Annotated in this window: 15 protein-coding genes; 6 read left to right on the plus strand and 9 right to left on the minus strand. The window is 67.2% G+C overall.

All coding sequences use genetic code 11. The annotated features are described in order from the left end of the window. Window positions 1-26 precede the first annotated feature (26 nt). Window positions 27-1547, plus strand: coding sequence for a glycosyltransferase family 39 protein (locus IB275_RS08710; RefSeq protein ID WP_192289201.1), 1521 nt, complete (start codon window positions 27-29; stop codon window positions 1545-1547). A gap of 12 nt (window positions 1548-1559) precedes the next feature. Here the strand turns inward: IB275_RS08710 and IB275_RS08715 are convergent, their stop codons facing one another. After that, window positions 1560-1877 (minus strand): Mpo1-like protein, encoded by a 318-nt coding sequence (locus IB275_RS08715; protein WP_045210136.1) that lies wholly within the window; start codon window positions 1875-1877, stop codon window positions 1560-1562. Between the two features lie 148 nt (window positions 1878-2025). Here IB275_RS08715 and IB275_RS08720 point away from each other — a divergent pair, with 148 nt between their 5' ends. Then, complete coding sequence (locus IB275_RS08720) at window positions 2026-3024, plus strand: AraC family transcriptional regulator (protein WP_192289199.1); 999 nt, start codon at window positions 2026-2028, stop codon at window positions 3022-3024. Between the two features lie 168 nt (window positions 3025-3192). Here the strand turns inward: IB275_RS08720 and IB275_RS08725 are convergent, their stop codons facing one another. Next, a complete protein-coding gene (locus IB275_RS08725; RefSeq protein ID WP_192289197.1) occupies window positions 3193-4647 on the minus strand; it encodes a TrkH family potassium uptake protein in 1455 nt (484 codons plus the stop codon). 179 nt (window positions 4648-4826) lie between these two features. Here IB275_RS08725 and IB275_RS08730 point away from each other — a divergent pair, with 179 nt between their 5' ends. After that, window positions 4827-5387, plus strand: a complete 561-nt coding sequence (locus IB275_RS08730; protein ID WP_192289195.1) for a nitroreductase family protein — start codon at window positions 4827-4829, stop codon at window positions 5385-5387. Here IB275_RS08730 and IB275_RS08735 read toward each other — a convergent pair. From IB275_RS08735 to IB275_RS08765, 7 genes are all read right to left on the minus strand, one after another. Continuing rightward, window positions 5368-5847: a hypothetical protein gene (locus tag IB275_RS08735; protein WP_192289193.1), complete on the minus strand. Its 480-nt coding sequence runs from the start codon at window positions 5845-5847 to the stop codon at window positions 5368-5370. The genes IB275_RS08730 and IB275_RS08735 overlap by 20 nt on opposite strands. Before the next feature lie 26 nt (window positions 5848-5873). Further along, window positions 5874-7211 (minus strand): sensor histidine kinase, encoded by a 1338-nt coding sequence (locus tag IB275_RS08740; RefSeq protein WP_192289191.1) that lies wholly within the window; start codon window positions 7209-7211, stop codon window positions 5874-5876. 93 nt (window positions 7212-7304) lie between these two features. Continuing rightward, window positions 7305-7760 carry a Spy/CpxP family protein refolding chaperone gene (locus IB275_RS08745; protein WP_045210140.1) on the minus strand — a complete coding sequence of 152 codons (456 nt, stop codon included), beginning with the start codon at window positions 7758-7760 and terminating at the stop codon, window positions 7305-7307. Window positions 7761-7930: 170 nt separating this feature from the next. Beyond that, window positions 7931-8608, minus strand: coding sequence for a response regulator transcription factor (locus tag IB275_RS08750; protein WP_192289189.1), 678 nt, complete (start codon window positions 8606-8608; stop codon window positions 7931-7933). 13 nt (window positions 8609-8621) lie between these two features. Further along, entirely contained in the window at window positions 8622-9044 is a 423-nt protein-coding gene (locus IB275_RS08755) for a translation initiation factor 2 (IF-2, GTPase) (protein ID WP_192289187.1), read from the minus strand. A 107-nt stretch (window positions 9045-9151) separates the two neighbouring features. Next, a complete protein-coding gene (locus IB275_RS08760; protein ID WP_192289185.1) occupies window positions 9152-9451 on the minus strand; it encodes a YciI family protein in 300 nt (99 codons plus the stop codon). A gap of 1 nt (window position 9452) precedes the next feature. Further along, window positions 9453-10046, minus strand: a complete 594-nt coding sequence (locus IB275_RS08765) for a septation protein A (protein WP_138212802.1) — start codon at window positions 10044-10046, stop codon at window positions 9453-9455. Window positions 10047-10246: 200 nt separating this feature from the next. On the opposite strand from IB275_RS08765, the gene IB275_RS08770 reads away from it, so the two are divergent. From IB275_RS08770 to IB275_RS08780, 3 genes are all read left to right on the plus strand, one after another. Next, window positions 10247-11122, plus strand: a complete 876-nt coding sequence (locus IB275_RS08770) for a PHP domain-containing protein (RefSeq protein WP_151186399.1) — start codon at window positions 10247-10249, stop codon at window positions 11120-11122. Next, a complete protein-coding gene (locus IB275_RS08775; protein ID WP_081518024.1) occupies window positions 11119-11748 on the plus strand; it encodes an L-threonylcarbamoyladenylate synthase in 630 nt (209 codons plus the stop codon). Before IB275_RS08770 ends, IB275_RS08775 begins: the two co-directional genes overlap by 4 nt. Window positions 11749-11848: 100 nt before the next feature. Then, complete coding sequence (locus IB275_RS08780; RefSeq protein ID WP_494514440.1) at window positions 11849-13024, plus strand: tryptophan--tRNA ligase; 1176 nt, start codon at window positions 11849-11851, stop codon at window positions 13022-13024. Window positions 13025-13311 lie beyond the last annotated feature (287 nt).

Below are 13311 nucleotides of genomic sequence, written 5' to 3' on the forward strand. Positions count from 1 at the left end.
CGGAAGTTTCTCCCTGCGAGGCTGTGATGTCTTCCCGCGAGTCCCCGAGCCTGCCTGACCTGTTGCGCCAGTGGTGGTTCCTGCCATTGCTGGCCCTCGCGCTGTGCCTGCGCCTGTATCAGCTGACCGGCTCGGCCATCTGGGGCGACGAAAGCTCCAGCCTGTTCCTCGCCCGCTATTCGCCTTTGCAACTCTGGCAGCACGCTGCCCACGACGTGCACCCGCCGCTGTACTTCTACCTGCTGCATCTGTGGACCGGGCTGCTGGGCGAGGGCGTGTTGTCGCTGCGCCTGTTCAGTGCGCTGTTCGGCACGCTCGCGGTGTTCCTCGGCGGCTGGCTGGCCTGGCGCCTCGCCAGTCGCCGCGCGGCATTGCTCGCTGTCGTGTTGCTGGCGCTGCTGCCCACGGCGGTGCGCTACAGCCAGGAAGTGCGCATGTATTCGCTGCTCGGTTGTTGGCTGCTGGCGGCGACCCTGGCCTTGCTCTACTGGCTGGAGGAGGGCAAGCGCCGCCATCTGCTGGCTTACGTCCTGCTGATGACGGCGGCGTTCTACACCCACTACTTCAGCCTGTTCGGCCTGCTGGTGCATTGGGCCTGGCTGGCGTCGCTGCCGAACACTCCCCTGCGTCGCCGCGACTGGTGGCTGGCCAACCTGGCCATCGCCGTGCTGTTCCTGCCCTGGTTGCCCGGCTTGCTGGACCTGGTTCGCCACATGGCGGTGCTGGTCGCTGGCGGAGACGTGGGCTGGGCGCCGCCGGTGGATGGCCGTTCCGTCCCGTCGATGCTCTGGCAATGGCTGGCGCAGTCCGATGGCAACGAACTGGCGTGGCCCCTGCTGGTGGGCGTGCCGTTGCTGGTGGTGGGGGCGATGTTGCTGGTGCTGCATCACGATCGCAGCCGCCAGCGCGCCGGCGTGTTGCTCTCGCTCTACGTCGGCCTGCCGCTGCTGGGGCTGTATGGCGTGTCCTTCGTTTCGCCGGTGTTTGTCGAGCGCTACCTGACGGCCTTCGCGCTGGGTCTGCCACTGCTGTTCGCGCTGGCGCTGGACCGCCTGCTGGAGGCGCGGCGGGCGCTGGGAGTGGTGACCCTGGCGACGTTGCTCGGCCTGCAGGGCCTGGGGCTGGCGCGCGCCTACGAGACGGACCCGGACGAGCAGTTCGACGGCATGGTCGCTTACGTCAACGCCCATTACCGTGCCGGCGACCGGGTGGTGGTGGACGATATCCTCTGGTACCTGGCGTTCCGTTACTACAACCGCACCGGCAGCGAACCGCTGCTGTACACCGCGCCGGCTGCGGATGGTTCGTCCGGGCGGCCGGGGCACTATGGCTTCGGTTCGCTGATCGATGACCGCCAGCACAGCTTCGTCGACCGCCTGGCCGACCTGCCGCCAGGCGATGGTCGCGTGTGGCTGGTGATGAGTCGCTACAACGACCAGGAGATTCCCGACGTGCCCGCCAGCTGGCGACGCATCGCCCAGCACGCCGGCGGGGAAGTGCAGGCGCTGCTGTTCGAACGCGCGTCGCTGCGAAACGCCGCGCGCTGATCGCTCAGTGGCTCAGAAGCGGATGCGCCCGGTGAAGGCGTCCTTGAGCATCACCCAGTCGCCCATCAGCGACCACAGCGGGTACTTGAAGGTGGCCGGGCGGTTCTTCTCGAACACGAAGTGGCCGACCCAGGCGAAGCCGTAGCCGGCCAGCGGCATGGCCAGCAACCACAGCCAGTGCCCGCTGACGATGGCGTAGGCGAGGATCGACAGCACCAGCAGGCTGCCCACGTAGTGCAGGCGGCGGCACACGGCGTTGCTGTGTTCCTGCAGGTAGTACGGGTAGAACTCGGCGAAGCTCTGGAATCGATCGGCGGTCTGGGTGCTCATGGTGCACCTCCTGTTGTTGTGATGGCGCCAGTGTAGGCTGGTGCCTTCAGACTTGCGGATGACATAGGGGGCCAGTTTAGTATCCCCCTGTGCCGCCGGCTTATCCGGCCGTTCGGCGCGGATCACCACCATAACCAGAAGAAATTGCATGCCTGAGCGTACGACCCTGTCGAGCTGGGTGCGGGGGATCGTCCAGTCGCTGGAGCTGGAAGGCCTCGACTGCCGCGCGCTGTTCACTGAACTGCAGCTGGATTTCGCCGCCCTCGATGACCCCGATGCGCGCTTCCCGCAGGACGCCATGAGCCGTCTGTGGAACCGCGCCGTGGAGTTGTCCGGCAACCCGGCCATCGGCCTGAACATTGCCCGCGTGCACACGCCGGCGTTCCCCGTGGTGGGTTATGCGCTGATGTCCAGCCGCAACCTGGGCGAGGGCTTCGAGCGCCTGGAGCGCTACCAGCGGATCATCGCCGAGGGCGCCGACCTGACCTTCCGCCGCCTGCCCGAGGGCTGCCTGTATCGCATCGTGGTCCACGGTGATCTCCTGCCTGTGCCGCGGCAGAGCGCGGAGTGCTCGCTGGCGAGCCTGATCGCGATGTTGCGCTGGATCACCGGGCGGGCGATCAAGCCACTGGAGGTGCGCCTGGCGGGCGAGGCGCCGCCGCATATCGAACCCTACCGCGAGCTGTTCCAGGCACCGTTGAGCTTCGGCCATGCGGACTGCGCGATGCTGTTCTCCCATGAGGACATGAGCGCGCCGCTGCCCACGGCCAACGAGGAGCTGGCGCGCCTGCACGACCGTTTCGCCGGGGAATACCTGGCGCGCTTCGTCAGCAGCCGCTTCAGCCATCAGACGCGCCAGGTGTTGTGCCGCCTGCTGCCCCAGGGCGAGCCCAAGCGCGAAAGCGTGGCCCAGGCGCTGAACCTGTCCGAGCGCACCCTGCAGCGCCGCCTGCAGGAAGAGGGCACCAGCTACCAGCAACTGCTCGACGACACTCGCCGCGAACTGGCCCAGCAGTACCTCGCCACGCCGCGCATGACGCTGCTGGAGATCGCCTACCTGCTGGGGTTCTCGGAGCCGAGCAATTTCTTCCGCGCCTTCCGCCGCTGGTTTGGCAAGACGCCAGGGGAATACCGCGAGGACTTGTGAGTCGTTGTGTAGAAGCGCCGTGTGCCGGCGTTCCCGGTATATCGATTTGTAGGATGGGTGGAGCGCAGCGATACCCATGCTGTCGGTGCGCGGATTCGATGGGTATCGCTGCGCTCCACGCCATCCTACGGCCTGTTCATTCGGCCCATTAAGCGGCTGTTGGAGCGATCAGTGGCGCCAGAACGCCGGGGTGAACAGCACCAGCACGGTGATGATCTCCAGGCGCCCGAGCAGCATGCCGCCGCAGAGCAGCCACTTGGCTGCGTCCGGCAGCGAGGCGAAGTTGCCCGATGGGCCGATGATCGGGCCCATGCCCGGACCGACGCCGGCTACGGTGCTGGCCGCGCCGGTAAGCGAGGTCATCCAGTCCAGGCCGAGGAACGACAGGCCCAGCGCCAGGCCGCCGACGGTGGCGCCGAAGAAGAACGAGAAGGTCAGGATCGAACGCACGATCTCTTCGTCCAGGCGGTGGCCGTTGTAGCTCTGCTTGATCACCGCGCGCGGGTGGATCAGCTGGTACAGGCTGGCGCGCAACAGGGTGTAGGCCACCTGGAAGCGGAAGATCTTGATGCCGCCGGCGGTGGAGCCGGAGCAGCCGCCGATGAAGCCCAGGTAGAAGAACAGCATGATCGAGAAGTGCCCCCACAGACCGTAGTCGCCCAGGGCGAAGCCGGTGGTAGTCATCACCGAGGTTACGTTCACCGCGACGATACGGAAGGCGTCGAACCAGGGCAGGCCCGAGTTCACCGAATACCAGGTGCCCATCACCAGCCAGGTGAAAACCAGCAGGCCGAGGAACCCGTGAACCTGATGATCACGCAGCAGCGCCCTGCGGTTGCCGCGCAGGGTGGCGACGTAGAGCACGAAGGGGATGCTGCCCAGGATCATCACCATCACCGCGACCCAGTGCACCGCTGGCTGGTGCCACTTGGCCAGGGACTGGTCGGAGGTGGAGAAGCCGCCAGTGGAGATTGCCGACATCGCGTGGTTGAGCGAGTCGAACAGGCCCATGCCGGCCCACCAGAAGGCCAGGGTGCCGGCGATGGTGATGGCCACGTAGACCCCGACTATGTACTTGGCCACCATGTGCGAGCGCGGCATGACCTTGTCGGAGCGGTCCGAGGATTCGGTCTGGAACAGGCGCATGCCACCGATGCGCAGCATCGGCAGGATCGCCACCGCCATCGCGATGAAGCCGATGCCGCCCAGCCAGTGCAGCAGCGAGCGCCAGATGAGGATGCCCGGGGACATCTTGTCCAGCCCCGACAGCACGGTCGACCCGGTGGCAGTGATGCCCGACATGCTCTCGAATATCGCGTCGGTGAAGCTGATGTGCCGCGCGAACATGAACGGCAGGGACGAGAAGAAGCAGACGATCACCCAGCTCGACACGGTGAGCATGTACATGTCCCGCGGGCGCATGTGTACCTGCTCCGGGCGGCCGGGAATGACCATGCCCAGTCCGCAGGTGAAGGTGATGATCGCCGACCAGATGAACGGGTGCAGCTCGTTGGCACGGCCGTAATACAGCAGCGTGGCCATGGGGACCAGCATGGCGACCGCCAGCGTGATCACGAAGATGCCGATGATGAATCCGAGGGTGCGTAGTGTCGGCAGGGCCATGCGCTGAGGTCTGAATCCAATAGGAATCGGCCATTTTACCTGCCGCCTGCCGAGAGTAAACCGCGTGACACCGTTCCCCTTTACAAGTTGGGCGGAGAAGGAGTGCGCCGTCTTTCCCGGACAAATGCGAACCCTTTGCGTCTACAATGGCGACTTTCGAGATTGACTGGAGGCAGCCCATGGAGGCTCTCGACGCGTTGCTCAACCGTGTGTCCCATGCCCGCCTGAGCGAGCCGGCACCGTCCCCCGAGCAACTGGACCGCCTGTTCCGCAGCGCCTTGCGCGCCCCGGACCACGGGCAACTGCGCCCGTGGCGCTTCCTCACCGTGGAAGGCGAGGCGCGCAAGGAGCTGGGTGAGCTGTTCGCCCGCGCGGTGGCGGCCAATGAGCCGGATGGCAAGCCCGAGGCGCTGGACAAGGCTCGCGCCATGCCGCTGCGCGCGCCGCTGCTGGTGGTCGCTGTGGCACGTTTGCAGGATCACCCCAAGGTGCCGGAGATCGAGCAGTGGCTGGCGGCGGGTTGCGCCGCCCACGGCATCATCCAGGCGGCCTACGTCGAAGGATTGGGAGCGATGTGGCGCACTGGCGCCATGGCGTTCGACCCGCTGGTGCGCGAGGGCCTGGGCCTGGCCGAGAACGAACGTATCGTCGGTTTCATCTACCTCGGCACGCCTATCGGCGAACTGCGCCGGCCGGCACCGCTGGACCCGGCCGGGTTCGTCAGCGCCTGGCGGGGCTGAGCGGCAGTTCCAGGCGCACCTTCCAGCCTCCGTCGCGGGCGCGCCAGAGCAGGTGCCCGCCCTGCCAGGCGGCGAGGCGCCGCGCCGGGGGCAATGCCTCCGGCAGCCAGCCTCGCGCCTGCGGATCGTAGCCTTGCAGATCCAGACGCAGCTCACCGCGTGCTGAACTGAGTGACAGCTCCAGCGCAGCATGCGGATGGCGCGCCAGCGCCCCTTCCAGCAAGGCATCCAGGGCTTCGCCCAGCGCATCCGGCCAGCTTTCCAGTGGCCAGGTGCCGCTCTGCGGCAGGCTCAGGCGCAAGCCGGGCCAGCGTGCGCGCCATTGCGTGGCGAGGCGCGCCAGTTCCACCGCCAGCACCAGGTACTGCGGATCATCGTAGGGTTCGCTGCGCAGCAGGGCTGCCGGCGGCAGCGCCTGTTGCAGGGCGGGAGTCGGGACAGCGAAGGCGGGAAGGCTCATGGTTGCTCTCCGATAATGCGCTCGGTTCAGGCGATCTGGCGGCGCAGCGGCAGGTCGATGCTGGCCAGGAAACCGCCCTCGGGATGGTTGCTCAGGCGCAGCCGCCCATGGTGGCGCTCGATGGCGCGACGGGCGATGGCCAGACCCAGGCCATGGCCGGGGCTGCTCTGGTTGGGCGCGCGGAAGAAGGGTTCGCCCAGTTGCGCCAGGTGTTCCTCACTGGCGCCGGGACCGTGGTCACGGATGCTGATGTGCAGGCGCTCGCCATCGATCCGCGCCTGCACTTCCAGCGGCTGCTCCGCCGGGTTGAAGCGCAGGCCGTTGCGCAGCAGGTTGTCGAGGGCGCGCTCGAGCATGTCCGGCCAGCCGTCGAGGGCCAGTTGTGGGGCAACGTCGAGCTGGATGTTCTGTTCCGGGTAAAGCAGTTGCGCGTCGTTGCGCAGGCGCTCGAACAGCGGCAGCAGGTCGATGCGGCTGGTCGGGCCGGGCTCGGCGTCGAGGCGGGCGAGGGCGAGGATCTCGCTGATCAGCGCTTCCAGGCGGTCGCATTCCTGTTCCAGGCGCGGCCACATGGCGGCGCGTTGGTCGGGCTCGGCGCGTTCGGCCAGGGCCAGGGCAATACGCAGGCGCGCCAGCGGTGAACGCAGCTCGTGGGATACATCTCGCAGGAGCTGGCGTTGGCTGCCGATCAGCCCTTGCAGGCGGGCACCCATGCGGTTGAAGTCACGGGCCAGCACCCCCAGTTCGTCGCCACGGCGGGAGAGGCGGGCGAGGCTGTCCTGTTGATAGCTGGTCTGGCCGAGGTCATGCACGGCGCGGCGCAGGCGGTTCAGCGGGCGGGTGATGGACAGCGTCAGCAGCAGGCTGAACACGGTCAGCACCACCAGCGCGATGCCCAGCGCACTCAGCGGCCAGAGCAGGCTGCTGCGGTGCCAGGCCTGCAGCGTCGGGTGCGGAATGCGGTAGATGAACAGGTAGGTCTGGTCGGTGCGGCTGCTGGTGTATTCCTGGCTTAACTGGCGCCAGGGGAAGCGCGGCAGGTTTTCCCGGTCGAAGTTGTTGTCACGCGGGCGTGGCGGGCGCGGCAGGTAGGTACCGTTGACCAGGCGCTGGCCAGTCTCGTCGAGCACCTGCACCGAGAGTTCGTATTGCTTGCGGCGGCTTTCCAGCAGTTCCTGCGCGGCATCCGGGCCTTGCGTCTCGTAAAGCAGGGTCCATTGTTTGGCGATGTCATGCAGGCCGGGATAGCGGGCGATCACCCAGGTGTCCTGGTTCAGGGCGCGGCCCAGCAGGATCGACAGTCCGGCCACCAGCAGCAGGGCGAGCCAGAAGGCGGCGAGGATCCGCCAGAAGAGTGAACGCATGGTCTTCCTGTTCAGCCGCATGGTCTATCCGTTGTCAGGGGCTCCACGGCAAGGCGCCGGGTAGAACCCGGCGCCTGCGTTTGCTGGAGCGAATCAGTTGGTCTTGGCGCCGTCCTTCTGGGCCTTCCAGGTCTGGAATTCAGCCCATTCAGCCTTGCGCTGTTCGCGCTGCTTCTTCATCTCGTCGAACTTCTTCTGCTGCTCGGGAGTGAGGATGCCGCGGATGCCGGCGTCGGCCTTGTCACGGTTGGCCTTCAGTTCTTCCTGCATGGCCTTGCGGTCGGCCTCGGGCAGCTTGTTCCAGTACTTCTCGGTGATCGCGCGGCGATCCTTCATCGAGTCGCCCATCAGCTTGCCGACTTGCTGGCGCTGGTCCTGGGTCAGGTTCAGTTCGCGGAACGCACCGCCGTGTTCGCCACGGTGCATGCCCGGGCCGTGGTCCTTCATGAACGGGGCCGGCGGCGGAGCGTCGGTCGGCGCGGGAGTGGCCGCCAGCGCGACGGTCGGCAGGGCGGCAGCGATCAGCAGGGCGGTCAGGGTCTTGCGCATGGTGTTTCTCCTTTCAGGGGCCGGTCGTTACCGGATGAGCCCAGTCTAGGGTTGGCAAGGTCAAGGGCGGTCAGTCCCACGTAAAGCTTCGGTAAAGATTACGTGAAGCCCGGCTGGAAACTTTACGAAGCCCGGACCAGAGCGGCCCGGGCCCTCCGCAGGGCGAGATTTCAGGCTGCGTAGAAGTAGCCGCGCCCGCGCAGGGCGAGGATGCGCGGGCGGCCGTCGGGGTGGCTGCCGAGCTTCTTGCGCAGGTTGCTGACGTGCATGTCCAGGCTGCGGTCATACAGGGTCAGCTTGCGGCCCAGCGCGAGCTGCGCCAGCGCCTGCTTGTCCAGTGGTTCGCCCGGCTGGCGCAGCAGGGCTTCGAGGATGCGGCTCTCGGAGAGGGTCAGGCTGATTTCCTCGGCACCGATGGTGGCCACGCCGCGCGACAGGTTCAGCGCCAGGTCGCCCAGCTCCAGTTGCGCAGCGGGTTGCGCCGGGTGGCTGCGGCGCAGCACGGCGCGCAGGCGGGCGGTCAGCTCGCGGGGGTCACAGGGCTTGGCCAGGTAGTCGTCGGCTCCCAGCTCCAGGCCGAGGATGCGATCCAGTGGCTCGCCGCGGGCGGAGAGCATCAGCACCGGCAGGTCCGGGTGGTCGCTGCGCAGCGACTTGAGCAGTTCCAGGCCGCTGCCGTCGGGCAGCATGACGTCGAGCACGACCGCGTCCGGCGCTCGGCTGCTCAGCGCGGCGCGGGCCTGTGCGCCATCGTGGGCGGCGCGGATGCTGAAGCCTTCCTGGGTCAGCCAGGTGGTCAGCAGTTCGCAGAGTTCGACATCGTCGTCGATCAGCAGCAGTTCACTCATGAAGAGGCTTCTTTCAGTTGATCCATTCGCGGCGCGAGCGTCGGCGGCCACGGCTCAGCATGCCCAGGATGAAGGCCAGCAGGGCAGTGCCGGCGCCGGTCACGTACCAGGTCTGCTGCTCGCTGAGCAGGCGCGGCGGCTGGTTGGCCTGGGCCTCGCGCAGCTGCAGCTTCAGGCGCTGGTTTTCCTGGGTCAGGCGGGTGATGCGGGCTTCGTCCTGGCTGTTATCCAGCTGTGCCGGTTGCGCGGCCAGTTGCGCGGCCAGTTCGGCGCGCTGCCGTTCGCTGTCGGCCAGGCGCCGCTCCAGTTCAGGATTGGCGGCCGGCGGTTGAGCTGATGCTTGGACAGCGCTTTGCGCCGGTTGCTCCGTGACGGGCTCTTCGGCGAGTGCGGGCAGCGGCAGGGCGAGGCAGGCGAGCAGGGGCAAACGGCGCATCGGGACTCCTTGTTCGATGATGTGCCGCCGTCCGTGGCCATCCCGGCGCTGTCCGGCTGCGATGCCCCGTGGCGCTCCGTGCCTCGGGGTGCAACGCTCGCGCGCTGTTAGGGCAGGACTTTCTTGAACGGCTTGACCACGACTTCGGCGTAGACGCCGGCGGCGCGGTACGGGTCGGCGTCGGCCCAGGCCTGTGCGGCGGTCAGCGAGTCGAACTCGGCGACGATCAGGCTGCCGGTGAAGCCGGCGGCGCCCGGGTCGTTACTGTCGATGGCCGGGTGCGGGCCGGCCAGGACCAGGCGGCCTTCTTCCTTCAGCTGCTCCAGGCGTGCGATGTGCGCGGGACGGGCGGCCAGGCGGCGTTCTTGGGAAGCGGTGATATCACGGGCAATGATCGCGTAGAGCATGTCAGTCCTTGGGTTTTTCGCCGGTAGGCTCATCGTGCATGTGGCGGGCCAGGAACACGCCCTGGCCGATCAGGAACAGCAGGGTCATGCCCAGGCTGCCGAACACCTTGAAGTCCACCCAGTAGTCCTGGAAGGTGAAGGCGACGAACAGCTGGACACAGCCGCAGATCAGGAAGAACAGCACCCAGGCGACGTTCAGTTTCGCCCAGAGGGAATCGGTCAGGTGTACCGCATGGCCCATGATGCGCTGGATCAGCGGCTGGCCGCCAATGAAGTGACTGCCGGCGAAAGCCAGGGCGAAGAGCCAGTTCACCACCGGCGCCTTCCACTTGAGGAAGGTTTCGCTGTGGAAGGCCAGGGTCATGCCGCCGAACACCAGGCACGCGGCGAGCGTCACCCACTGGCCCTTGTCCAGCTTACGCTGCTTGATCAGCAGGGCGCCGTAGACCACCACGGAGGCGGCGATCAGCACGGCCGTGGCGCTGTAGATCCCGCCGACCGAGAAGCTCTGGCCGGCGAGTTCGACGTTGCGCGGGTCGAGCTTGTAAACGATGAAGAAGAGGATGAGGGGAATGAAATCGATGAATTGCTTCATTACGGCAGCCAGAGCCCAGTAGAGCCGGCATAATACCAACCTGCGGATGAACTGAAAGAGCCATCCGCCCAACGCTGCGTCAGATCATGGTTTCAATGCGTTGCCGCGGGAGCGTTGGCACAGAAGCGTCTATACAGAAAGCTATCCCGACACAAAGCTGTCCTGACACAAAGCCACCCCCTGCATTCCCTGGAAGCCCCATGCGAGTCGATCTGCACTGCCACAGCACCGCGTCCGACGGACAGCTCAGCCCGACGGCCCTGCTCGAGCGTGCCCATGGGCGCGGCGTGCGCGTACTGGCGCTGACCGACCACGATACCCTGGACGGCCTGCCCGAGGCGCGCCGTGCCGCGCAGGCGCTGGGCATGGAGCTGGTGGACGGCGTCGAAGTGTCCTGCACCTGGGGCGGGGCGACCATTCACGTGCTCGGCTACGGCTTCGACGTGACGGCCGAACCGCTGGTAAAGGCGCTGGACGACCTGCACCGCGCCCGCTGGACTCGCGCCGAGGAAATCGGCCGGCGCCTGGAAGCCAAGGGCATGCCCGGCGCCTTCGAGGGCGCGCGGGCGATTCAGGCCGAACTGGGCGACAGCGAAAATGCCCCGGCGCGCCCGCACTTCGCCGAGTTCCTGCTGCGTCAGGGCTACGTCAAGGACCGCGCCGAGGCCTTCCGCAAGTGGCTGGGCGCCGGCAAGCTGGGCGACGTCAAACAGCACTGGCCGAGCCTCGCCGACGCCGTCGGCACGCTGCGCGCGGCGGGCGCCTGGATCAGCCTGGCGCACCCCTACCAGTACGATTTCACCCGCACCAAGCGGCGCAAGCTGGTGGCCGACTTCATCGCCGCCGGCGGTCATGCGCTGGAAGTCTGCAACGGCCCGCAGCCGGCCGAGCAGGTCGGCGTGCTGAGCATCCTCGCCCGCGAATTCGGCTTGATGGTCACCGCCGGCAGCGACTTCCACGGCCCCAGCGACTGGTCGGAGCTGGGCCTTTACCGGAGCGTGCCGGAAGACCTGGTGCCGCTCTGGCCGCGCTTTGCCAGCGCCGAGAACGCCATCGGGATCAAGGAGACTCCATGAGCCAGTTCTTTCAGATCCATCCGGAAAATCCCCAGGCGCGCCTGATCAAGCAGGCGGTGGAGATCGTCCGGCAGGGGGGGGTGATCGCCTATCCCACCGACTCCTCCTACGCGCTGGGCTGCCGCATCGGTGAGAAATCCGCGGTGGAGCGCATCCGCCACATCCGCCGGCTCGACGACAAGCACAACTTCACCCTGGTCTGCCGCGACCTGTCCGAGCTGGGCCTCTACGCGAAGGTCGACACCGGCCTGTTCCGCCTGCTCAAGGCGCACACGCCCGGCCCCTACACCTTCATCCTCAACGCCACCCGCGAAGTGCCGCGCATGCTGCTGCATCCCAAACGCCGCACCATCGGCCTGCGCGTGCCGGCCTGCCCGATCGCCCTGGCGCTGCTGGAGGAACTGGGTGAGCCGCTGATGAGCGTCAGCCTGATCCTGCCCGGTGAGAGCGAGCCGCTGAACGATCCGTACGAGATGCGCGATTCGCTGGAGCACCTGGTCGACCTGATCATCGACGGCGGTTTCGGCGGCGGCGAGGCCTCCACCGTGATCGCCCTGACCGACGAAGACCCGGTGGTCGTGCGCGTCGGCTGCGGCGACCCGGAACCCTTCATGGTCAACGCCTGAACACGCCCTGCGTGCTGGCTATACTCCCTCGTCCCATCGCCGAACCCGCGAGGTTGACCGCTTGACCAGCGTCGAATCCCTGCGCCGTGTGCTGTCCGGCATGCGCCCCACCGGGCGCCTGCACCTGGGGCATTACCACGGTGTGCTGCAGAGCTGGGTGAAACTGCAGCACGAGTACGAATGCTACTTCTCCATCGTCGACTGGCATGCGCTGACCACCGAGTACGACGAGACCGCCAGCATCCGCCAGCACGTGCGCGACATGGCCATCGACTGGCTGGCAGTGGGCGTCAGCCCCAGCGCCGCGACTATGTTCATCCAGTCCCAGGTGCCCGAGCACGCCGAGCTGAACCTGCTGCTGTCGATGATCTGCCCGCTGTCCTGGCTGGAACGCGTGCCGACCTACAAGGAGCTGCAGGAAAAGCTGGTCCACAAGGACCTCTCCACCTTCGGCTTCCTCGGCTACCCGCTGTTGCAGGCCGCTGACATCCTGATCTACCGCGCCGGCCTGGTGCCGGTGGGCTCGGATCAGTTTGCCCACGTCGAGTTCACCCGCGAGATCGCCCGCCGCTTCAACCACCTCTACGGCGGTGAAGTCGACTTCGAGGACCGCGCGCAGACCGCCATCACCCGCCTGGGCAAGAAGACCGGCAAGCTCTACAGCAGCCTGCGCCGTGCCTGGCAGGAACAGGGCGACGCCGAGGCGCTGGAGACGGCCCGCGCGCTGCTCATGGAGCAGCAGAGCCTGACCCTGGGCGACCGCGACCGGCTGTTCGGCTACCTCGAAGGCACCAGCCGCGTGCTGCTGCCCGAGCCGCAGACCCTCACCAGCCACGCGCCGAAGATGCCAGGGCTGGACGGGCAGAAGATGTCCAAATCGCACCACAACACCATTGCCCTGCGCGACAGCCCGGCGGTGATCGAGGAAAAGATCGCGCGCATGCCCACCGACCCCGCGCGCGTACACCGCCGCGATCCAGGCGACCCGGAGCGCTGCCCGGTATGGCAGTGGCACCTGATCTACTCCGACGAGGGTTGCCGCCAGTGGGTGCAGGAAGGTTGCCGCAGCGCCGGGATCGGCTGCCTGGACTGCAAGCGGCCGGTGATCGAGTCGATCCTCCACGAACTGGCGCCGATCCAGGAGCGCGCGCTGGACTACGAGGACAATCCCGAACTGGTGCGCAGCATCCTCGCCGAAGGCGCCGAGCGCGCCCGCGAGGCCGCGCGGGAGACGCTGGTGGAAGTGCGGCATGCGATGGGGCTGTCCTACCGCTGACGCGCCATTGCTCTTCGGGTAGTTGGTGCTCGCGGCTCCCTCACCCCAGCCCTCTCCCAGAGGGAGAGGGGGCCGTCCGTGCCGGCTGACTCCGTGGCTTCAGCCGGCTCCGATCTGTCCCCTCTCCCGCTTGAGGAGCGGGGCGCGCAGCTAGGGTTAGGGTGAGGGGCCTTCGCTCTTTGTAGGGGCGGACGTTGTCCGTGATAGGCCCGCATCGCGCCGAAGCCAAGCGCAGACCCCATCTCGGACAGAGCCCGCTCCTACGCGCAGGCAAACCGCACAGGCCG

The sequence above is a fragment of the Pseudomonas sp. PDM21 genome (genome assembly GCF_014852505.2).
Classification (GTDB): domain Bacteria; phylum Pseudomonadota; class Gammaproteobacteria; order Pseudomonadales; family Pseudomonadaceae; genus Pseudomonas.

Bases quoted from the DNA above. Each gene is read 5' to 3' on its own strand.
- IB275_RS08710 (WP_192289201.1), top strand. From the start codon at position 27: ATGTCTTCCCGCGAGTCCCCGAGCCTGCCTGACCTGTTGCGCCAGTGG.
- IB275_RS08715 (WP_045210136.1), bottom strand. From the start codon at position 1,877: ATGAGCACCCAGACCGCCGATCGATTCCAGAGCTTCGCCGAGTTCTAC.
- IB275_RS08720 (WP_192289199.1), top strand. From the start codon at position 2,026: ATGCCTGAGCGTACGACCCTGTCGAGCTGGGTGCGGGGGATCGTCCAG.
- IB275_RS08725 (WP_192289197.1), bottom strand. From the start codon at position 4,647: ATGGCCCTGCCGACACTACGCACCCTCGGATTCATCATCGGCATCTTC.
- IB275_RS08730 (WP_192289195.1), top strand. From the start codon at position 4,827: ATGGAGGCTCTCGACGCGTTGCTCAACCGTGTGTCCCATGCCCGCCTG.
- IB275_RS08735 (WP_192289193.1), bottom strand. From the start codon at position 5,847: ATGAGCCTTCCCGCCTTCGCTGTCCCGACTCCCGCCCTGCAACAGGCG.
- IB275_RS08740 (WP_192289191.1), bottom strand. From the start codon at position 7,211: ATGCGTTCACTCTTCTGGCGGATCCTCGCCGCCTTCTGGCTCGCCCTG.
- IB275_RS08745 (WP_045210140.1), bottom strand. From the start codon at position 7,760: ATGCGCAAGACCCTGACCGCCCTGCTGATCGCTGCCGCCCTGCCGACC.
- IB275_RS08750 (WP_192289189.1), bottom strand. From the start codon at position 8,608: ATGAGTGAACTGCTGCTGATCGACGACGATGTCGAACTCTGCGAACTG.
- IB275_RS08755 (WP_192289187.1), bottom strand. From the start codon at position 9,044: ATGCGCCGTTTGCCCCTGCTCGCCTGCCTCGCCCTGCCGCTGCCCGCA.
- IB275_RS08760 (WP_192289185.1), bottom strand. From the start codon at position 9,451: ATGCTCTACGCGATCATTGCCCGTGATATCACCGCTTCCCAAGAACGC.
- IB275_RS08765 (WP_138212802.1), bottom strand. From the start codon at position 10,046: ATGAAGCAATTCATCGATTTCATTCCCCTCATCCTCTTCTTCATCGTT.
- IB275_RS08770 (WP_151186399.1), top strand. From the start codon at position 10,247: ATGCGAGTCGATCTGCACTGCCACAGCACCGCGTCCGACGGACAGCTC.
- IB275_RS08775 (WP_081518024.1), top strand. From the start codon at position 11,119: ATGAGCCAGTTCTTTCAGATCCATCCGGAAAATCCCCAGGCGCGCCTG.
- IB275_RS08780 (WP_494514440.1), top strand. From the start codon at position 11,849: ATGCGCCCCACCGGGCGCCTGCACCTGGGGCATTACCACGGTGTGCTG.